This is a genomic window from Hyunsoonleella sp. J2K-J805 (assembly GCF_057167125.1).
The window spans coordinates 753,186-774,454 of sequence record NZ_CM169901.1 but is presented as its reverse complement, the minus strand read 5'-3'; the positions used below and the strand labels follow the sequence as shown (position 1 = coordinate 774,454).

The 21,269-nt window shown below is 33.4% G+C and carries 15 protein-coding genes; 6 read left to right on the top strand and 9 right to left on the bottom strand.

Going from position 1 to position 21,269, the window contains the following annotated elements; genetic code table 11:
- Positions 1–452 precede the first annotated feature (452 nt).
- Positions 453–1,859: a hypothetical protein gene (locus AC1B0Z_RS03390; protein ID WP_483794141.1), complete on the top strand. Its 1,407-nt coding sequence runs from the start codon at positions 453–455 to the stop codon at positions 1,857–1,859.
- Positions 1,860–2,259: 400 nt separating this feature from the next.
- On the opposite strand, the gene AC1B0Z_RS03385 is transcribed toward AC1B0Z_RS03390, so the two are convergent.
- The 7 genes from AC1B0Z_RS03385 to tsaD all read right to left on the bottom strand — a co-directional run bounded on the left by AC1B0Z_RS03385 (position 2,260) and on the right by tsaD (position 8,869).
- A complete protein-coding gene (locus tag AC1B0Z_RS03385) occupies positions 2,260–3,438 on the bottom strand; it encodes a THUMP-like domain-containing protein (protein WP_483794140.1) in 1,179 nt (392 codons plus the stop codon).
- 7 nt (positions 3,439–3,445) lie between these two features.
- Entirely contained in the window at positions 3,446–4,534 is a 1,089-nt protein-coding gene (locus AC1B0Z_RS03380; protein ID WP_483794139.1) for an AI-2E family transporter, read from the bottom strand.
- A gap of 53 nt (positions 4,535–4,587) precedes the next feature.
- Entirely contained in the window at positions 4,588–5,091 is a 504-nt protein-coding gene (locus tag AC1B0Z_RS03375; protein ID WP_483794138.1) for a TrmH family RNA methyltransferase, read from the bottom strand.
- Between the two features lie 208 nt (positions 5,092–5,299).
- Complete coding sequence (locus AC1B0Z_RS03370; protein WP_483794137.1) at positions 5,300–5,941, bottom strand: DUF4159 domain-containing protein; 642 nt, start codon at positions 5,939–5,941, stop codon at positions 5,300–5,302.
- A gap of 4 nt (positions 5,942–5,945) precedes the next feature.
- Positions 5,946–6,650 carry a 16S rRNA (uracil(1498)-N(3))-methyltransferase gene (locus AC1B0Z_RS03365; protein WP_483794136.1) on the bottom strand — a complete coding sequence of 235 codons (705 nt, stop codon included), beginning with the start codon at positions 6,648–6,650 and terminating at the stop codon, positions 5,946–5,948.
- The gene (locus AC1B0Z_RS03360) at positions 6,651–7,289 is read right to left on the bottom strand and encodes a peptidylprolyl isomerase (protein ID WP_483794135.1); all 639 of its coding nucleotides are present in this window, start codon (positions 7,287–7,289) and stop codon (positions 6,651–6,653) included. It abuts the gene before it with no gap.
- A gap of 557 nt (positions 7,290–7,846) precedes the next feature.
- Positions 7,847–8,869 carry a tRNA (adenosine(37)-N6)-threonylcarbamoyltransferase complex transferase subunit TsaD gene (gene tsaD / locus AC1B0Z_RS03355; RefSeq protein WP_483794134.1) on the bottom strand — a complete coding sequence of 341 codons (1,023 nt, stop codon included), beginning with the start codon at positions 8,867–8,869 and terminating at the stop codon, positions 7,847–7,849.
- Positions 8,870–9,065: 196 nt separating this feature from the next.
- On the opposite strand from tsaD, the gene AC1B0Z_RS03350 reads away from it, so the two are divergent.
- The 5 genes from AC1B0Z_RS03350 to AC1B0Z_RS03330 all read left to right on the top strand — a co-directional run bounded on the left by AC1B0Z_RS03350 (position 9,066) and on the right by AC1B0Z_RS03330 (position 17,811).
- Positions 9,066–13,478: a translocation/assembly module TamB domain-containing protein gene (locus tag AC1B0Z_RS03350; protein ID WP_483794133.1), complete on the top strand. Its 4,413-nt coding sequence runs from the start codon at positions 9,066–9,068 to the stop codon at positions 13,476–13,478.
- A 145-nt stretch (positions 13,479–13,623) separates the two neighbouring features.
- On the top strand, positions 13,624–14,610 hold the full coding sequence (gene pfkA / locus AC1B0Z_RS03345) for a 6-phosphofructokinase (protein WP_483794132.1): 987 nt from the start codon (positions 13,624–13,626) through the stop codon (positions 14,608–14,610).
- 19 nt (positions 14,611–14,629) lie between these two features.
- Positions 14,630–15,631 carry a type I glyceraldehyde-3-phosphate dehydrogenase gene (gene gap / locus AC1B0Z_RS03340; protein ID WP_483794131.1) on the top strand — a complete coding sequence of 334 codons (1,002 nt, stop codon included), beginning with the start codon at positions 14,630–14,632 and terminating at the stop codon, positions 15,629–15,631.
- Between the two features lie 83 nt (positions 15,632–15,714).
- Positions 15,715–16,575: an N-acetylglucosamine kinase gene (locus AC1B0Z_RS03335; RefSeq protein WP_483794130.1), complete on the top strand. Its 861-nt coding sequence runs from the start codon at positions 15,715–15,717 to the stop codon at positions 16,573–16,575.
- 9 nt (positions 16,576–16,584) lie between these two features.
- Positions 16,585–17,811 carry an ABC transporter ATP-binding protein gene (locus tag AC1B0Z_RS03330; RefSeq protein ID WP_483794129.1) on the top strand — a complete coding sequence of 409 codons (1,227 nt, stop codon included), beginning with the start codon at positions 16,585–16,587 and terminating at the stop codon, positions 17,809–17,811.
- Positions 17,812–17,816: 5 nt separating this feature from the next.
- Here AC1B0Z_RS03330 and AC1B0Z_RS03325 read toward each other — a convergent pair whose 3' ends face one another.
- Together AC1B0Z_RS03325 and AC1B0Z_RS03320 are read right to left on the bottom strand one after the other, a co-directional pair.
- The gene (locus AC1B0Z_RS03325) at positions 17,817–18,707 is read right to left on the bottom strand and encodes a transglutaminase family protein (protein ID WP_483794128.1); all 891 of its coding nucleotides are present in this window, start codon (positions 18,705–18,707) and stop codon (positions 17,817–17,819) included.
- Positions 18,708–21,266 carry a circularly permuted type 2 ATP-grasp protein gene (locus tag AC1B0Z_RS03320; protein ID WP_483794127.1) on the bottom strand — a complete coding sequence of 853 codons (2,559 nt, stop codon included), beginning with the start codon at positions 21,264–21,266 and terminating at the stop codon, positions 18,708–18,710. It abuts the gene before it with no gap.
- Between the last annotated feature and the right edge of the window lie 3 nt (positions 21,267–21,269).

Sequence of the window (21,269 nt, the reverse complement as noted above, 5' to 3'; positions counted from 1 at the left end):
CAAGCCTGTAAATACATGTAGCGAAGCATAAATATAGTGCTGATAATAAGGATTATTTCAAACAAAATCTAGCAGAAATAACCTATGAAATGGCCGTGGATGAATAGGAATAGCCAAAATCTTTTAATTTTAAGGTTATATTTAAAATATTCCTCCTGTAGAGTTTCATCTTTCCAATAAAGATGCTATTTCAATCTTTGTTTTAAAGCTTTTATACGTGGTTTTTCTACTTAATCCTTTCAAACGTAACATGTTATTTATGTTAAAATTTCACATGTAAATAATTGATTAGTAATTCATTATGATCATTTTGTATTTCAGTATATATTTTATAAGTAATCAAAATAATAATCTTTCGTCTAAACCAGTGAAATTGTGAAGAAACTCTAGAGAAACCAATAAAAAATTCACAATATCTTAATAATATCGTATTAATATTAAAAAAAATCAAAATGAAAAAGTTAAATATAATGTTTGTGGCATTATTGTCACTAAGTGTATTCTTTGCTAGTTGTGAAGGCGAAGATGGAATCGACGGGGCAGATGGCAGAGACGGAATTGATGGACAAGACGGAATTGATGGACAAGATGGACAAGACGGAATTGATGGACAAGATGGACAAGACGGACAGGACGCAGTAGTAGTAATGATGGCAGATGCGGCTGATTTACTATTAACAAGTATTCAAACTGATGGTGGTGTTCCTTTTGATGCTGCGAACCCAGCCGTAGATTATCCAGAAGAGGCAAATGTATTTTTTCTGAGTGTATTGGGGGTTGATTATACCGTAGACAGGAGTATTGCTCCAGAGGGGCCTACAGTTAGACTTCCGTTGTTTCAAGGTTGGGAGATAGTAAATGGGGCTCCTAGGGAACTATATTATGTAATAACTGAAGCTTCTGATAGAGAATTAGCTAGATTACTAGGAGTGATTTATGCGCCAAGAATGGCAAATTCAATCGGGTCTGGAGGAGAACAAAATTCAACTTGGAGCGAAGACGGGAGGTTGGTTTTTGAAGGCACTGTAGATTTTTCTCCTAAAAGAAGTTTAACTCCAGGCGGTAGTTCTGATGATGGGTTATTAGTTGGTTTCCCACCAGCAGAAGTTATCCCTGGAGCTGTAGCAGATGATGCTTGGTCTTCTTATGTAGTATTGCCAGGTACAGATGTGGTTATTAACGCACAACCGATAGCTAATAGTACAGGTGTGCACGATAGAGTTCCTCACGGAAACGGAACAAGCTCTGAGCAAGAAGATAACTTGAATAATCCAAATCTAGATATGGACGGTGCAGCTGTGGTATTGCAATTACTAGACGGATGGCATAATGGTAGAAAGTACTATTTCCACATTGTTACGGATACTTCAGATCCAGCACCAGCAACAATCGAGCTAGGTGTATTTGCTCCAAGATTGGCTAACCTACCTTCATTTGGAATCTTCCCAGGCGGTTCTATGTTGCCTTTTAGCCCTACAGTAAACGGAAGAGGAGATACTGGTGATGGTTTGTTTCAAGGGTTAAATGTGGCTTCCTTGAGTAATAGGCAAGTTATGGATCCTACAAATACATTTCCTATTGATCCAAGAGACCCATCGTATGCGCCAATGTGGGACGCTCACTTAACAGAGTTTACGGTTCCAGAAGACCAGCGTGTGATTTTAAAAAGTTTTGATCAGATAAATCAATTAATGGATGAGGGTATTTTAAGGCCATTTAGAGGTAATTTAAACAAATACCCAGCATCTAATTCATTATCTAGTTCGTTGACTGCGGCAGGAGCTATCATTAACTGTCCGGTGGTTTCTCAGCCTTTTAGTAGTGCCATTGGCAAAATATATGGTGAGCCTTCAAATTAATAAGAAGAGTTTATTAAATTAGTTAATCTATTATTTATTTAAAGTCGAACCATTTTTAATAGTTCGGCTTTTTTTTATTCATTATAATTTAGTTTTTAATTTTATAAAAATGTTGCTTATAATTTAAACAAGCTATAATTTATAGTAATGACTGGTATTCATTCATTTTTGAACTTAAAATATGAATTACTTATTGTCATAGAAATCAGGTGGTTAATAACTTGAGGACTAATACGCGAGTGGTTTTTACAGTTATTTGTTATAGTATTTTTCAACAGCAAAAAGTATATTAAAAATTAACCATCAATTTTGAGATTGATTATCTCTTGTTTGCTCACAAAATTTGTATCCAAATAAAGTTTGAATGTTTGTGGGTCTAGGATATGGAAAACCCCAGATCTTAAAGTTTTGTGCATTTAATTATTATCTTATCTTCATTGATATGAGTAGTGAAAAAAAGATAGCAATCACCACCATCTTTTATTTTTAGTTTTTTTCTGATACTATCAACACTATCAGGAAAATTTCTAGTCGTAATATTAGCTTTAGAGATACCTAATTTTTTGAAACTTTTTTTATTGTACGGTATTACAGTTTCAATTTTAAAAACCCTTCCAGGAAACTCTATTAAGGTTTTGCTGGTATATAGATGAGAATGTTGATGCAACTTATGCACTTGTAATTGGTGTGATATTTGGTGAAATGCACCAGATTTCATAATGGCTGCGTTGGGCTCAAATAAGTAATTTAAAGGAGTATTTAGATTTGGTTGGGTGTGTTTTTCGTCTTCAAATTTGAAATTGAATTCTTCAACGGAATCATTCTTGAGATTTACAGTATGTATTGAGATGGAATCGTTATCATCTTTTTTTAAAATCCAAAGCAATTCTTTAACTTCATTATTAACGGCTACGATATGAACGGATTTAACGCTCTTAAGTTCTTTAATTCCCGCAGAAATATCTAACAAAGGAGAGGTTTTTATTAGGATGTTATTTGAGTATTGAAACAGCAGGTGTAAATGTTTAGGAACATTAGGCAAGCAATCTTTTAAAAGAATAACCTTTCCTTTTGCATCATGTCGTCTTGAAGGATCAATATAAATCCAATCGAATTTAGATATTATTTCGGAAAGAAACGCAATACCATCAGTATTTTCAACTTGAACATTCTTGACATTGAGTTGAGAATAGTTATGTTTTACAATAGATGATAATTCATTATTTATTTCACAATGCATGACATTTTTAAAGCGTTTTGCAAAGTAATAGCAGTCAACACCAAAACCTCCTGTTACATCGATTATAGTTTCTCCTTGGAGTAATTCTGATTTATATCTTGCTGTAACTTCAGAAGATGTTTGTTCTATATGAAGCTTGTTTGGATAGTAAATGTTTTCTGTTTGAAACCAACTTGGAAGTTTTGTTTTACACCGTTTTTTGGCTTCAATTTGATGAATAATTTCAGAAGTTAAAACATCTTTAAAACGAGTGCCTTTTAAAAGCAATGCGTTTATATCAGATTCTATATTATTTTTTATAAATTCTTGAATTTCAGTATTTAAAATTAATTTATTCAAACTAAAACTATAAGTTCTTAGTTAACTTTTTAACGATTTTATTTTCTGATAAAAACGCTTTTAATATTACTTTAATAGCAGTATAAGCAGGTACAGCAATTATTAAGCCGACAACACCAAACAAAATTCCGGTAATAAGAATGACCAAGAAGATTTCCAGCGGATGCGATTTTACACTTTTTGAGAAAATGATGGGCTGGCTTCCAAAATTATCAACCAGTTGACCGATAGCAAAAACAAGAAGCACCCAAAAGGTTTTGGGTAAAATTATGTCGCTAAAACTTTCGCCTAAATTACTGGTCATTGTTAGTGTAATCATTAGTACAGCACCAATAATTGGACCAACATAGGGTATTAAATTTAGAAGTGCGCAAAGGAAGGCGATTACCACAGCGTTTTCTACGCCAATAATTAGCAGTCCTATCATATAAATAATAAAAAGGATTAATATTTGAAAAATTAAGCCCACAAAATAACGGGATAGCAGATCCTTAATTTTTGTAGATGACGTTTTCCAACGACTTTCCTTATTATCAGGAATTAAGGTTAATATGATGTTTTCAAACAGCCTGCTGTCTTTTAAAAAGAAAAAAGAGATAAAAAGTACTGAAAACAAGCCAATACTGAAACTTCCCAAACCGCCTATTACTGAATTCAAGAAATTTGGAATTAGTGAAAAATCTATTTTTGATAATAAATTTGACTCTTTTAGTGATTGTTCCACGTCAATTTGGTGTAAATCGAAATAGGTAACAATTTCGGTGTATAGATTTTCGATATTACCTTGAAGCTCTTCAATATTTAAAAGTGATAAATTTTGCCCTTGTTTTATGATAAGCGGAATAAACAAACTTACCAGCCCAATAAAAATTCCCAATAAAAGTGTCATGGTAACCACAACCGCAATAGTATTTTTAAATTTCAATTTACGCTCCAGAAACAGGACAATAGGCCTGCCAATAAGAGAAATAACCGCTGCAATAGCAATATAACCTATAACCGATTGTATTTGGTAGAGAAAATAAAGTAGAAGTGCGATGCCGCAAATAATGGCAATAGCTCTTAAAATACCGTTGGCGATGGTGTTTGAATTCATGAAGTAAATATAAACAATGATGTTGTAAGGGTGAAAGCAGAAGTAAAGAGATTTTACCTTAACTGTTTTGTAATCTCATAAAGAGCGATATTGGTGGCCTGTACAACGTTCATACTACTGTTTTGACCAAACATATCAATATGAACTATCTTGTCCGATAATTTCAAGATGTTTTCTGAAACCCCGAAATTTTCATCTCCAACCACTAGGACAATGGGTTTTTCAGTAGAGAATGAAATTTGATGAAGAGGTCCACTAGAACTTGTAATCTCCAAGGAAATCACTTCACAATCTGATTTTTTATACTGCTCAACAATTTCTAAAGCCGAGTTTTCAATTTGAAAATCAACTACTTTTTCAGTAGCTCTGGAAGTCTTAGTCATCTTTCTTCCTAAAGGAATGTCCGCTCCACATAGCACAAGTTTTTCAACACCAAAAGCATCTGAAGTTCTAAATAAACTGCCAATGTTTGGTGCGTTTGTAACATTGTCACAAACTATAGTGATTGGGAATGTTTTTTTATTAAAGTGGGTGTTATAATGGTTTAACTGATTCAAGTTTCAATGAAAATCATTACAAAAATATGATAAATGTATTTTGATAGAGAATAAACAACTAGCTTCAGAATGAATGAATACTCCTTTGTTTGAATAAGTATGTTCATTTATTTGCGACATTGACTGAAACATAAAAAACATTGCTAATAAAAAGGCAAGAATTTTATGTTTTAATTTAAAAGCTTTCATACTTAGGTAAAAATAATAATTAATTCTCAAAAGCATACTTCACAATATTGGCTCCCATTTTTAATGCTTTTTGTCTTATATCTTCAGGGTCATTATGCACTTCGGGATCTTCCCAACCATCGCCTAAATCGCTTTCAAAGGTAAAAAGCAGTATCAATCTATCTTCATGAAAAATACCGAAAGCTTGCGGACGCTTACCATCATGCTCATGAATTTTTGGCAAACCGTTTGGAAATTTATAAGCACTATTAAAAATTGGATGGCTAGAAGGTACTTCAACTAAATCTTTATTAGGAAATACTTTTTTAAGCTCTTTTTTTAAAAATGGTTCCATGCCATAGTTGTCGTCAATATGTAGAAAACCACCAGAAATCAAATAATTACGTAGATTTTCAGCATCATCTTCAGTAAAAAACACATTGCCGTGACCTGTCATATGTAAAAAAGGATATTGAAAAATATCTGTACTTCCGGTTTCAACAGTTTCGGGCTGTTCTGTAATTTTCGTTTTGATGTTCTCATTACAGAATTTTATCAAGTTTGGCAACGCTGTTGGATTACTATACCAATCGCCTCCACCTTTGTATTTTAAAACGGCTAGTTCTTGTGAAAAGGACACAAGACACAACAGGTAAAAGATGAAAGAAAAAACTAGTTTCATAGTATTACTCATTAACAAAAGCAACAGAATGGCACGCTACAATGGCGGCAGTTTCAGTTCGCAATCGTGTTTCCCCCAAAGTTACTGGAATAAAATCATGATTTAAAGCCAATTCTATTTCTTTTGTGCTAAAGTCGCCTTCGGGTCCAATTAAAATGGTAACGTCGGTTTTGGGGTTTAGTTGTTTTTTTAACGATTTCTTATCAGTCTCCTCGCAATGTGCAATAAACAAATCGCCTTTAAATTCGTTTTCCATAAACGATTTAAACGCAATGGCATTGTTTAATTTTGGCATATAGCAATTTAAAGATTGCTTCATGGCAGATTGTAAAATGCGCTTGAAGCGTTCAGGTTTAATCATTTTACGTTCGCTATGGTCGCAAATGATAGGTGTTACGGTATCGATGCCAATTTCAGTAGCTTTTTCTAAAAACCATTCGTAGCGGTCGTTCATTTTGGTTGGGGCAACTGCTAAATGTAAGGTGTAGTTTTTTTGCTTATGAAACGATTTGGAATTTATAGAAATCAAGCATTTATTTTGAGTTGCTAAAGTGATTTCTCCAGTAAATAGCCAGCCTTTCCCATTGGTAATTTTAAGCATATCCCCAACTGATTTGCGCAACACTTTGAAAATATGCTTGCTTTCATCCCTAGGAAAGGAAAAATCTTTTGAATTTTCGTTGATGTCTGGGCTGTAGAAAAGTTGCATCTAATCCAATGGTTCAACAATTTTTAACACTTCAATCTCCGCTATTGCTTTAGTTTCGTGCGTTTTTAAAACTAGGTAATACCAGTTTTTTGAAGGAATATCAATAGTGTATATGTCATCAAGAGCGTGCAGATTATCGGTTATGGCGTTTTCAAAATCTGTATGCATATTACCTGTCGTAAGCCAACCTGTATCCCCACCTTTGCTGGCATTTTTGTCCATAGAATGTTGGTTTGCAAGCTCTGAAAAAGGAATATTATTATTAAACTTTTCTATTAAGGTTGCTCTTAGTTCATTGATACTTTTTGTGCTATAGACATTACCATCCATAAAAATATAAGACACTCTATAATAATCTTTTGAGGTTTTGTTTAGAATTTTATAAAGGGTTTTTTCGTACTCGTTTTTTTCAGATTTTATTTGCCCTTTTTCTAGTTGAAATAAAGCTTTGGCAAGCTGCGTTTTATGCTTTTCTTCGTTAAATGTAAAAACCTTGCTTTCAAACCTGTGTTTGTCTTTAATAAATTGTTTTGCTTGTTCTTGGTTTTCTATGGTAGCCAAAGATGCTTCAGTACTTTTTTGTGCAGTTAAACTAAGCGTAAAAGTGGTAATAATCAAGATAAGTAGGTGTTGTTTCATGTTTTATTTTTTGAATTGATTCAAAAATAAATTTTAAACTTCGGGATAATTATTTCTGCTTCAGAAGTTTTTAAGAATTTTTTGTTTACAACTTTAGAACATCTTTTTAATCAAGCTAATGCTCAAATTTGCAACGAAAACTATTTGGCCTAAAATAAATAGTGTTAGCGATAATATATTTAAAATATTTCTATTCGATTGATTATTAAATAATGGGAAATTATTCGAACCTGCAATCTCAAAATAAAACCAATTCAAGAAATAAATTACAAAACTTACCATGCTGAAAATCAAATGAATATTAACCAATCTTTTTAAAAGACTAATATTCCATGTGTACAAATACAAGTAGATAAATCCAATTAAACTAAATACACCAGAACTACAAATAAACAAATCGAAATTAGAGATTGTATAATAGGTATCATAAATATTAATAGTAAGACTACCATGATTTATTATGAAATGCCGAGTTTTTTGGCCAACACCCAATAAAAATATGATTGCTGCAATACCAAAAAAATATTCATAAGAATGTTTGCTTAGAGGTTGCATTTTTATATTTTCAACCGAGCTGAGGCCATCACATCCTGCTCTGCAAAACTACCTTCTAAAAACTTTAAATACCCAACTATGGCTATCATAGCAGCATTGTCAGTGGTATATTCAAATTTTGGAATGTAGGTGGTCCAACCAAACTTTTGTTCGCCATCTTTTAATGCTTTTCTAATGCCAGAATTGGCAGAAACACCGCCACCAATAGCTATATGGTCTATACCCGTTTCTTTTGACGCTTTTTTCAGTTTATCTATCAAAATACCAATAATTGTATATTGAATAGACGCGCAAACATCGTTTAAATTTTCTTCTATAAAATTTGGATGCGCTTTAGTTTCTTTTTGAATAAAGTATAGAATCGCGGTTTTTAAACCGGAAAAACTAAAATTTAATCCATCCACTTTAGGTTTTGTAAATGGGAAAGCTTTTGGATTTCCTAATTGTGCACATTTATCAATTTCAGGACCAGCAGGATAGCCTAAGCCTAAAATTTTTCCACTTTTATCATAAGCTTCTCCAACGGCATCATCAATAGTCTCACCAATAACGGTCATATCAAAGTAGCTGTCTACTTTAACTATTTGTGTGTGCCCACCTGAAATAGTCATTGCCAAAAAAGGAAAAGGTGGTTTTTTAAACCCTTCTTCTTCAATAAAATGCGCCAAAATATGCGCTTGCATATGGTTTACATCAATTAACGGAATATTAAGGCCGTAAGCCAAAGACTTCGCAAAAGAGGTACCTACCAATAAGCTTCCCATGAGTCCTGGACCTCTTGTAAATGCAATAGCACTTAAATCTTCCTTGGAAACACCTGCTTTTTGAAGTGCTTGGTGTACCACGGGCACAATGTTCTGTTGGTGCGCCCTAGAAGCTAATTCTGGTACTACGCCGCCATAGGCCTCGTGTATTTTTTGGCTAGCCACAACATTGCTTAAAACCTTACCGTTTTGTATTACAGCAGCTGATGTATCATCGCATGAGGATTCAATTCCAAGAATATAAATATTTTGTTTTGCCATTACTGAATATTAGGCACAATAATTGTTAATTTTGAAATCGAATTTACATCCGTTTTCATTTAAAAAATCGTAAATACAAAACTAGGCATTATTTCAATGTTAAATAAGCTAAGTTTTATGGTTTATTGATAAACTAATTTTAAACAAGTACAAGATTAAAAAAGCACTTAAAATATTATACAAAGTTATTGCAATAGTGTTATTGCTCTTTGTTATTTTGGTGCTTATCCTTTCTATTCCATCGGTACAAACAAGTTTAGGTAATTACGCTACACAACGCCTAAACGAAGAATTTAAAACTAATATTAATATTGAAAAAGTAGGCCTTCAGTTTAACGGCGATGTAGAACTGAAGCAAATTTATGTTGAGGATTTTAAGCAAGATACACTTATTAGTATCGAAGAGCTGAATACGTCCATACTCAGCTTTTCAAACTTAATTAATGGTCAACTGGTATTTGGCGATATAGATGTTATGGATTTGATATTAAATATTAAAACCTACGAAGGCTACAAGGATACCAACCTTGACATATTTGTAGCAAAACTAGAAGGGGATAATCCTAAAAAAGGTGATGGTAGCTTTTTGTTGTCTTCCAGTGATGTATCCATTTACGACAGCACATTTAGGCTTTTGGATGAAAATAGAGAAACCACAAAGGTGTTGGAATTACATAGTTTAAATATTAACGCGACCAACTTTTTAATTAGAGGAAGTGATGTTAGTACACGGATAAACACCCTGTCTTTTGAGGATAGTAGGGGAGTATTTGTTAAAAACTTTATGACCAATTTTAAGTATACGCTATCAAGTATGACATTTGATGTTTTGGAAATAAAAACGGAAAATTCTGTTTTAAGGGGCGGCCTAAAATTCTTTTACAAAAGAGAAGACTTGCAGTTTTTTACGGATAAAGTTTTAGTTGAAGCTTCTTTTAAGGATTCGAACGTATTGATGGATGAACTAAATACATTTTATGATGAATTTGGAAAAAACCAAGAAACAACATTTAGTGTAAACCTATCCGGCACTCTTAATGATCTTAAGGCTAAAAATCTTGAGCTAAATACAAGCAGCAATACTTTAGTTTATGGTGATATAAATTTTAAAAACCTATTTAGTAAGGCATCCAATGATTTTTTAATGGATGGTGAATTCTCAAACCTCACTTCAACCTACAAGGATTTAAAGGCGTTATTGCCTAATGTTTTAGGTGCTGCAATTCCTTCATCTTTTGATAGACTTGGGAAATTTAAAATTACAGGAAACTCACAGATTACGGCTTCAGAGGTGGATGCAAATATTAGGATGAATACTGAACTAGGGTTTATAAAATCTGATCTTCATATTACCAAAATAAACGATATTGACAATGCATCATACAAAGGGAAAATGGTGCTGGATACGTTTGATTTGGGTACATTTATAGAAGACCCAAAAGTAGGGCAAGTATCTCTCGATCTGGATGTAAATGGTCAAGGGTTTCTTGCGGAAACCATAGACACAGAAATAAAAGGAGATGTATACGCTTTAAATTACAATAACTATAACTACAATAAAACTCAGGTTTCAGGCAAAATAAGAAATAAGATTTTTGATGGTATCTTACTGGTTAATGATGATAATCTGAAGCTGAAATTTAACGGGTTGATTGATTATTCCGAAACCGTAAACAAGTACGATTTTGAAGCCGATGTTGACTATGCTGACTTAAATACTTTAAACTTTGTAAAAAAGGATAGTATTTCAATCTTCCGAAGCAAAGTTAATATGAATATGAACAGCAGTAGTTTAGATGATGCTTATGGCAGAATAACATTTAGGAACACATTATATAGAAACGAACACGATACTTACAATTTTAAAAGTTTTAAGATAGCATCGCGTTTTGAGGGGAAAACACGCTATGTTGATATTGATTCTCCAGATATCATTGAAGGCGGTGTAAGCGGAGAATTTAGGGTAAGGGATATTGTAAAACTTTTAGAAAACTCCGTTGGCAATATTTATACTAACTATAAACCTTATGAAGTCGCGGAAAATCAAAGAATCGACTTTAACTTCAAGATTTATAATAAAATTATAGAAGTTTTTTTTCCAGAGGTAGAGCTTGGAAAAAACACGTTTATCCGAGGAAGCATTCAAAGTGAAGCTGACAAATTTAGACTTACTTTTAAATCCCCAAAAATTAAGCTTTTAGAAAATTTTGCTAATGGTATTGAGCTTCAAGTGGATAATAGAAACCCATTGTTCAACACTTACGTAGAGGTGGATAGTATCAATACCAAATTTTACAATACATCTAAGTTTAGCTTGATTAATGTTACTGTTAATGATACACTTTTTATGCGTTCTGAATTCTCTGGTGGTAAACGTAACAACGATAAATTTAACCTTAGCTTTTATCATACAATTAACGAGGACAATAATTCTGTAATTGGTTTTAAAACTTCTGATGTTACAGTTAAAGATTATAAATGGTATATAAATGGAAACGATGATAAATTCAATAAAATTTCTTTTGCTAAGGACTTATCATCTATTAATATTGATAGGTTGAACATAAACCATGGGAGGGAAGAGGTAACTTTATCTGGTTTTATAAAGGACTCTACTGAAAAGGATTTAAAATTGAAATTCAAAGATGTACTACTTTCAAAGATAACTCCGGATATAGATAGTTTAAAACTAAATGGACGTGTCAATGGAAAGTTAGATATTTTGCAGAAAAATGGCAGTTATTTGCCAAATTCAACTGTAGTGGTTGATAATTTAAAGGTTAATAACTTTCCGTTGGGAGATTTTAATGCACAGATTATAGGTAATGATGATCTAACAAAGTATAATGTTGATGTTAGTATAATTGATGATGTTAAAAGTACTTTTGCTGCTATTGGGAATATTAGTGTTAAACGTAATAACGCAAATATTGATGTAGATTTAGAGTTCGACCGGTTTAATCTAAGTCCGCTAAATCCATTACTAGCTGGTGTTTTATCAAATATACGAGGTAAAGTTTCAGGAGAAGCCAATATTGTTGGAGACCTAAATAGACCTGATATAATAGGAAATCTAAATATAAATGACGGCGGTTTTACAATACCGTATTTAAATGTAGATTATCAGTTTAATAATAACGCAAAAGTAGGGTTAGATAATCAAAGTTTTGTGTTTCAGGATATTCTTCTTACGGATACTAAGTATAATTCTACAGCACGATTAAATGGAAAGTTGAGCCATATTAATTTATCCGATTGGCGATTAAATCTAGGGCTTTCTACTGGCAGATTTTTAGTTTTAGACACTCAAGAAACAGAGGAATCGCTCTATTATGGTACTGGTTTTGTCGGCGGAACCGCAAGTATTTACGGGCCAACAGAAGAATTAGTGATAAAAGTCGTAGGGGAAACCAAGAATGGAACAGTGTTTAAAATTCCGTTATCCGATACGGAGTCTTTTGGAGATAATTCCTTTATTCACTTTATAACACCAGAGCAAAAGCTGGCAAGGGAAAAAGGGGAAGAATTTGTTTTGGAGGATGTTGAAGGCTTAGAATTGGATTTTGATTTAGATGTGACTCAAGATGCCGAATTAGAGATTATTATTAATAAGGAAACCGGTCATGCCCTTAAAGGTCGAGGTGTCGGGGGTGTTTTAGTAGAAATCAATACCAATGGTAAGTTTGATATGTGGGGTGATTTTTCCGTATTTGAAGGTGTTTATAATTTTGCTTATGGTGGTTTGGTTCAAAAACAGTTTATTGTACAGCCAGGTGGCTCTATAGCTTGGAACGGTGATCCATTACGGAATACAACAATAAATATGTTGGCAACATATAAAACCCAAACAAACCCTTCGCCACTGCTCGACAATCCCATCAATAGAAGTATTCCTGTTGAACTGAATATTACATTAACAGGTGATTTAGAGCGTCCAGATCCAACATTTGATTTTGAGTTTCCTAATGCAAATTCTACTATTAAATCAGAGTTACAATATCGTTTAGATTCAGATGACGAACGTGCTAATCAGGCGCTATACTTTTTGGCAACTGGTGGCTCTTTTCAAAATAGAGGTTCAGGAGAACTTAATGTTTCAGGTACCATTGCCGAACGTTTAAATGGTATCGTAAATGGAATCTTTTCAAGCGAAGATGGTAAGGTTAACTTTGGTTTTAATTATGAGGCAGGCCAAAATAGGCCAGATTATCAAACCGACGACAGGGTGGTGGCCACGTTTCAAACACAAATAAACGATAAGGTCTTTTTTAACGGAAGTGTTGGTGTGCCTGTAGGAGGCGCAGGAGAAACACAAACAGTAGTTGCAGGAGATTTGGAAATCAATTTCTTGTTGAATGAAGATGGTACTTTGTCAGCCAAAGTATTCAATAGGGAAGTAGATATTCAGAGTTTTGGTCAGGATATCGGTTATAAACAAGGCGTTGGATTATCCTATAATGTAGATTTTGATACTTTTAAGGAACTTATTAGGAGTTTGTTCAAAAAGAAGCCAAAACCTCAAGAAGTTACAAAAGAAACACCTCAAGAAAAAGAAGCCGAAGCACTACCTAGCTTTATTACGGTAAAATCCTCTAAAAAAGAGGATTAACTCATTCAATACCTGCTATTTTTGTTGGTAAATCAAGTTTAATTATTAACTAAAACGTTATAGTTTTATTAATACATTAAAATATGACATATGTTATAAAAATATGATATATGTTTAGTAATTTTACCTCGAAATAAAGGAACTGATGTCTAGAAAAATTAAGAAGGTAGGTGTTTTTACTTCTGGAGGAGATGCTCCTGGAATGAATGCCGCTATACGCTCCGTTGTAAGGACCTGTGCTTTTCATAACATTGAATGTGTAGGGATTTATAGAGGTTACCAAGGACTTATGGAAGGTGATTTTGAGCCAATGGGACCTAGAAGTGTGAGAGGAATCATAAATAAAGGAGGAACAATATTAAAATCTGCGCGTTCTAATGAATTCCGAACAAAAGAAGGAAGACAAAAAGCCTATGATAGCTTGGTTAAGGCCGAAGTTGATAGTTTAGTAGCCATTGGAGGCGATGGAACATTTACAGGGGCTATGATTTTTAATCAGGAGTTTAATTTCCCAGTTATGGGTATCCCTGGAACCATTGATAACGATATCTTTGGAACGTCTCATACCTTAGGTTTTGACACAGCTCAAAATACTGTTGTAGAGGCTATCGATAAAATTAGGGATACTGCCAGTTCTCATAATAGATTGTTTTTTATAGAAGTTATGGGACGTGATGTAGGGCATATAGCACTTAACGTTGGCATTGCAGGTGGTGCAGAAGAGATTTTAATCCCTGAGGAAGATTTAGGATTAGAGCGTTTAGTCGATTCTTTAAATAAGAGCAGAACATCAGGTAAATCCTCTAGTATCGTTGTCGTTGCTGAAGGTGATAAAATAGGTAAAAACATATTTGAACTAAAGGAATATGTTGATGAAAACATGGAAGGCTATGACGTTAGGGTATCTGTTTTAGGACACATGCAGCGCGGTGGATCACCATCATGTTTCGATAGAGTACTGGCCAGTAGAATGGGGGTAAAAGCTGTAGAATCCTTAATGGAAGGCAAAACAAATTACATGGTAGGTTTAAAAAACAATGTGATGCAATTAACACCATTGGATCAAGCCATAAAAGGAAAATCAAAAATTAACTTAGAATTACTTCGTGTCTCAGATATAATGAGCACATAAACATTAATACATAATTAACATGTCAAAATTAAAAATTGGAATTAACGGATTTGGAAGAATAGGTAGAATTGCTTTTAGAGTAGCAGCTTCTAGACCTGATATTGAAATAGTAGGAATTAATGATTTATTAGACGTTGAGCATTTAGCGTACCTATTAAAATACGATTCTGTTCATGGAAGATTCAATGGAACTATCGATATTAATAACGGAAACTTAGTTGTAAACGGTAATGAAATTAGAATTACTGCAGAACGTAACCCAGAAGATTTAAAATGGGATGCTGTAGGAGCAGAGATTATTTTGGATTGTACAGGTATCTTTACAACATTAGATAAAGCGCAAGCACACATTAAAGCTGGAGCGAAAAAGGTTGCTATTTCTGCACCTTCTGCAGATGCACCAATGTTTGTAATGGGCGTAAACCACAAGAAAATTACTGCAAGCGATACTATCGTTTCAAATGCATCTTGTACTACTAACTGTTTAGCACCTTTAGCTAAAGTAATTAATGATAACTTTGGAATTGTAGAAGGTTTAATGACTACGGTGCATGCTGCAACAGCAACTCAGTTAACGGTTGATGGACCATCTAGAAAAGATTGGAGAAGTGGTAGAAGTGCTATTGCAAATGTTATACCTGCTTCAACTGGTGCTGCAAAAGCAGTTGGTAAAGTAATTCCTGAATTAAACGGTAAACTTACAGGTATGGCATTTAGAGTTCCTACTCCAGATGTATCTGTTGTAGATTTAACTGTTAGAACTGAAAAATCTGCATCTTGGGATGAAGTAAAAGCAACATTAAAAGCTGCTTCTGAAGGAGAATTAAGTGGTGTTTTAGGGTATACTGAAGAAAAAGTAGTATCTCAAGATTTCGTATCAGAACCAATGACAAGTGTATTTGATGCTGATGCCAGTATCGCATTAAATGATAACTTCTTTAAATTAGTATCATGGTACGATAATGAGTTTGGGTATTCAACTAAATTAGTAGACTTAGCTCAATATATTGCATCTGTTTAAAATAAAGTAAATTAACTCATAACTCCACAGAGTTATTGTGTTTTTCACAGTAGCCTGTGGAGTTTTTTTATATATAGTAAATTATGATTTTAATAGTAGATAGTGGTTCTACAAAGTCAGACTGGTTGGCTGTAGATAACAACGGAAACAAATTAATGAGTAAGATTAGAACTAAAGGTCTTAATCCTGCTATTTTAAGTGAAAAAAAGCTGTTTAAAATCATTAATAAAAGTGATGAACTAATTAGTAATAAAGACAAAGTAACACATGTATTTTTCTACGGGGCAGGATGCGGTACTGAAAACGCTAGAGAATTATTGACTGATGTATTAAAAACTATATTTGAGAAGGCCCACGTTGAGGTAAATGAAGACACCTTAGCCGCAGTTTATTCTACAATAAACCATCCAAAAGAAGCTGCTGTGGTTTGTATTTTAGGAACAGGATCTAACTGTAGTTACTATGATGGGAACATACTGCACCAAAGAGTTAAATCCCTAGGATATACACTTATGGATGATGCTTCGGGTAACTATTACGGCAAACAACTTATTAGAGATTATTACTTTAATCACATGCCAGAAAATGTAAAAATAGCATTTGGTGCTAAATACAATATGGATGCTGATTTTATAAAGTATAACCTGTATAAACAACCAAGTCCTAATGCGTATTTAGCAAATTTTGCAGAGTTTATGTTTCTGCATAAAGATTCTGATTATACTATTAAATTAATTAAAGATGGTATTCGGATTTTTGCTAAAAATATGATTATGCAATTTAAAGAGGAACTAAAAACTGTACCTGTGCATTTTGCAGGATCTATTGCGTATTTTTCTCAAAAAGAAATTATAGAGGTAGCAGATGAAATGGGCTTTAAGGTAGGGAATTTTGAGCGTAGACCTATTGATGGTTTAGTACCTTTTCACACAAAAAACCTATAATAACGTATTGTGATTGAGCATGTTGCAATATATGTATCGAACAAAGACGATAAAAAATCACTTATAAATAGAATAACTTCTGGGGGTATTTTCCCTGAATTGGCATCTCAAAAGGGTGCCATTTTTTCTGAAACTATATTAAACAGATTTATTGACGAAGAAAGGCGCCACGGGCATTTTAAAGTTGCTACTGAAACGACAAATAGCCTTGAGCATTCTTCGGAAGGAGAACGCAAAAGAGCGCTATTAAACCACATACTTTCAGGAGATACGTCAGATTACCTTGTTTTAGATAACGTATTTGATTGTTTAGATATAAAAGCACAGTCAAATATCAATAGAGTGCTTACTGAAATAAGTGCTACAACCAAAATTATTCAAATTGCTACTCGCAAACGAGATATTTTAAGCTTTATTAATGTCGTTTATTCGATTGAAAACAACAATTTAGAACTTTATTCAAATATTGAGAACAACAGTAAAACAACTTATTTTGTTAAAGCATTGCCACAACCATATAAAAACGAATTTCAATATATCAATCCTCTAGTTTCGCTGCGCAATTTAAAACTAAGCTATGGGGACAGACCAATTTTAAATAATGTGTCTTGGAAAATAAGGCCAAATGAATTTTGGCAGTTAATAGGGCCTAATGGCTCCGGAAAAAGTACTATTCTATCATTAATTTCAGGAGGTAATCCCAAGGGATACATGCAAGATATGACCTTATTTGGGATGAAAAAGGGTAGTGGTGAGACCATTTGGGATATAAAAAAGAATATCGGATTTTACTCTTCTGAGATGCTGAGAGGGTTTAAGCGAAAGGATACCATTGAAAGTATGATAGTTTCTGGGTTTCTGGACTCTATAGGACTCTATAAGTACCCGACAGATGTACAGCTTAAAATTGCTAGAGAGTGGGTTAACTTGCTTAACATGAATTCTATTAAGGATAAAAGTTTCCATTTTTTGTCAAATGGACACAAACGCCTTGTGTTAATAGCTAGAGCTATGGTAAAACATCCACCACTATTAATCTTGGATGAACCCACAAATGGACTAGATGATCAAGATGCTCAAATCTTTTCTGAATTAGTCAATAAAATTGCTAAAGAAAGTACTACCTCTATAATTTATGTGTCGCACAGAAAAGAAGAATACATTAGCCCTGATTTTATTTTTGAACTCATTCCAAGCGAAATAGGTTCAACAGGGGAAATACGCTTTCAAAAGTAATTACTCTAAATTGCAGGTCTAATATCCACTGCAACTTTCAACTTATTTTTACCTGTACTAAAAATAACTCCTTTTAAAGGAGGTACATCATAATAATCTCTGCCATAAGAAACTACAATATGTTGATTTGATGGAATTTGATTATTAGTCGGATCAAAATCTACCCATCCAAAATTGGGAATGTATACCGAAAACCAAGCATGAGAGGCGTCCGTTCCAACAAGTTTTTCTTTTCCTGGAGGAGGTAAGGTTTCTATATACCCGCTAACATATCGAGCTGCTAATCCAACCGAACGTAAACATGCAATTGCTATTTGAGCGAAATCTTGACAAACGCCCTTTCGCAATTTCATAACTTCATTGATGGGCGTAGCAACGTTTGTTACTTTAGAATTAAATTCAAAATCTTTAAAAATACGCTGCATTAGTTCAAAAGAAGCTTCAAAAATAGAACGTTTAGGTTGAAACGAAACTTCAGCATATGCCTTAATTTCAGAGGAAATATTCGCAACTAAGATAGATTCTAGACAAAATTGTTTAGCTTCAAGGATGTCTTCCATATTAGTTTTTAATATTTTTAGAACCTCTTCTAAAGTAATTTTTTGTGCTTCAAAAGCATTGTAAATATTTGGAATTTCGTTGTAATTTAGTTTTACTTTACTTTTAGCGGTAACTTTAAGCTCAGTATGCTGTTTCTGTATTGAAAAGCGAGTAATTGTATTTCCAAAAAAATCTATTTTCTCTGATAGTTCGTCAGGAGTTGGAGTTATTTGTAAATCATATTCCAAAAGTGTTTGCCCTAAAGTGTTTTTTGGCTTTAAAGTGGCTATATTATGACAGAATGAAACACCATGTTCATAGTTATAGGATGTTGTATGTGAAACTTGATAAATCATTTAAGGCATCGGAAAATTTTGATTTACCAACTGTTTTTGACGGTATGCATGGTTAAAGTAGGTGTCTGAAAGTGCAATTGAGCTTTTATGCAAGTTATTACTTAATTCGGCTAAAACATCATCTAAGGTTTTACGTAAGCTTTGAATATCGTCTAATTGTAACAGATCAGTAATTGATGATTTTTCCAGAATTTTATTGGCTCTCGAAATATAAAAATTACATGAATTAATTTCTGAACTGGTTTCTGATTTTGGCAATCTATCCATATCCTTTTGAATTCTTCGCAGTTGGTATGCCAATGATTTTGCATATTCAGTATTTAAAATCATAAGCTGTATTACATTTTCAACGCTTAAATATGAACGGTAACTGTATCTGTAAATATTTAAACTCTCATTACTAGATAAAAATGATTCTAAGATTTCATATTGTAATTGTTCATCGTAGTTAAAAATCAGCAGTGTTCTTAATTTGGCAATATTCATCATGGCCTGTTCAGTTTGTAAACCTATAAAGTAGAGGAGAAGCCCTTGGCTTACTAAAATACTTTCTTCTATAAGCCCCATAAAGGCCATGAGTCTTGTAATAGCACGATCTAAAAACTTGGTAAGGTCTGTTGTAGCATGATTTTCTATTGCCTTAAATTTATTCCAAAGTTTTTTTATACTATCAAAAACACGCCACATATCTTTTGACCATAGGCTGCGTAAAGAGTAGTACGAGTGATTAAAACTAGACATTGTTTGTGCAAAACTACCTAAACGTTCTTCGTCTAAAAGAAGTGAAATGATTTCTGCTAAGGGGTTTTGTAGCGTTTTATCAGAATCCTTACCAACAAACCCCGGAAAGGTTGATGTAATGTTTGTTATGGATTTATAAAGATATATTAAACTTCTGGATTCGGCAGATTCGTTATTATATTGTTCATCATTAATGCGGTTTAAAACCATGCGCAAATATCTTGCAGTCGTAATGGCACGTCCCAAATATCTACCAGACCAGTATAAATTTTCGGCAGTATTACTTGGTAAATCATTTACATCAGAAAAGGATATTTTACAGCTATTGTCCCAAGAGTAATTTTGAATATTTTTTTGAAATTCATCTGAAATAATCCAAAAATCCTTACTTACACCACCACGTTGATTTGAAACGAATAAATTTTCACGTTCAGCGGCAACTCTAACTAATCCCCCAGGCATAATACTGTAGCTTTCTTTTTTGGCGACAGCAAATGTTCTGCACATTACTTTACGAGGTTCTAAAGCTGCATTCTGAAAGTCAGGTGCTGTTGAAAAAGATATTTTCTCTTGCGCCACAAACTTATAAGGTTTTAAAAGGATTTCATTTTTCAGGTTATTTAATGCCGTATTATCTAAAAACTCACAAAAAAATAAGTGTTCTCTGTTAGAGCGATCAATTCGTTTTACTACGAATTCCTTCATATTGTTAAGCACATGGTTACGCTCCTTTTCTTGTCCGCACCACCAAGATGCTATTTGTGGTAATATTAAATCCTCATTAAAAAAATAATTACAAATGCCATTCATAAATGGAATTAGTCCTGAATTTTCTAAAACACCAGCACCAATAGGATTTACAATAGAAACCTGCTTATTTCTAACTACATCAAGCAAACCCGCTACGCCCAAATAAGAGTCTTCACGTAACTCTAAAGGATCCATAAAAGCATCATCTACACGTTTTAGTACAACATCAACTTGCTTAAGTGCTTTAAGCGTTTTCATCCATAACTTACCATTTCTAACTACAAGATCATTCCCTTTAACCAATGGGTAACCTAAAAATGAAGACATATAGGCATGGTCAAAATAAGTTTCATTAAGAGGTCCTGGAGTTAGAATAACTATGCTTGGGTTGATTTTATTCTCAGGCGAAGCCTCCAAAAGCATTTGGTTAAGCTCGTTAAAAAAGTGCGTTGGTTGTTTTACATTAACACCTTTAAACAAATTTGGCATCATTCTACTTAAAGAGTACCTGTTCTCTAGTGCATACCCCATTCCTGAAGGTGCTTGAGTACGATCGTTAACTACCCACATACGCCCGTCAGGTCCCCGAGCCAAATCAGCTGAATGAATTAATAGTTGTTTAGATGTTTTATATTGAATTTGATCACATTGTCTTAAAAAGCCACGGTGAGCAAAAACCACTTCTTGAGGTATAATGCCATTGCTAATAAGCTCTCTTTTGCCGTAAATATCCTTAAGAATGAGATTGAGAAGTTCTGCGCGTTGTACTAAACCACGTTCAATAGTTTGCCATTCATTCTGATGAATTAAAAATGGTACAATATTTAAACGCCATGAGCGGTGCATTCCGTCAGGATCATTATAAACATTATAGGTAACCCCATTCTCTTCTAATAACCAGTTGATTTCATCTTGCTTTTCTAAAAGATTATCAATTCCTAATTGGGTAAGATTATCAAGTAATTTTTGCCAGTTAGGATTAATGGTCATATCAGATTTCAAAACTTCATCATAATCTTTAAAGTCAGAAAAATAATTTTGAAATAGTATGTTAGAATTAATGGGCATATG

Bases quoted from the DNA above. Each gene is read 5' to 3' on its own strand.
- gap (WP_483794131.1), top strand. From the start codon at position 14,630: ATGTCAAAATTAAAAATTGGAATTAACGGATTTGGAAGAATAGGTAGA.
- tsaD (WP_483794134.1), bottom strand. From the start codon at position 8,869: ATGGCAAAACAAAATATTTATATTCTTGGAATTGAATCCTCATGCGAT.
- AC1B0Z_RS03360 (WP_483794135.1), bottom strand. From the start codon at position 7,289: ATGAAACAACACCTACTTATCTTGATTATTACCACTTTTACGCTTAGT.
- AC1B0Z_RS03390 (WP_483794141.1), top strand. From the start codon at position 453: ATGAAAAAGTTAAATATAATGTTTGTGGCATTATTGTCACTAAGTGTA.
- pfkA (WP_483794132.1), top strand. From the start codon at position 13,624: ATGTCTAGAAAAATTAAGAAGGTAGGTGTTTTTACTTCTGGAGGAGAT.
- AC1B0Z_RS03325 (WP_483794128.1), bottom strand. From the start codon at position 18,707: ATGATTTATCAAGTTTCACATACAACATCCTATAACTATGAACATGGT.
- AC1B0Z_RS03335 (WP_483794130.1), top strand. From the start codon at position 15,715: ATGATTTTAATAGTAGATAGTGGTTCTACAAAGTCAGACTGGTTGGCT.
- AC1B0Z_RS03380 (WP_483794139.1), bottom strand. From the start codon at position 4,534: ATGAATTCAAACACCATCGCCAACGGTATTTTAAGAGCTATTGCCATT.
- AC1B0Z_RS03365 (WP_483794136.1), bottom strand. From the start codon at position 6,650: ATGCAACTTTTCTACAGCCCAGACATCAACGAAAATTCAAAAGATTTT.
- AC1B0Z_RS03370 (WP_483794137.1), bottom strand. From the start codon at position 5,941: ATGAAACTAGTTTTTTCTTTCATCTTTTACCTGTTGTGTCTTGTGTCC.
- AC1B0Z_RS03320 (WP_483794127.1), bottom strand. From the start codon at position 21,266: ATGCCCATTAATTCTAACATACTATTTCAAAATTATTTTTCTGACTTT.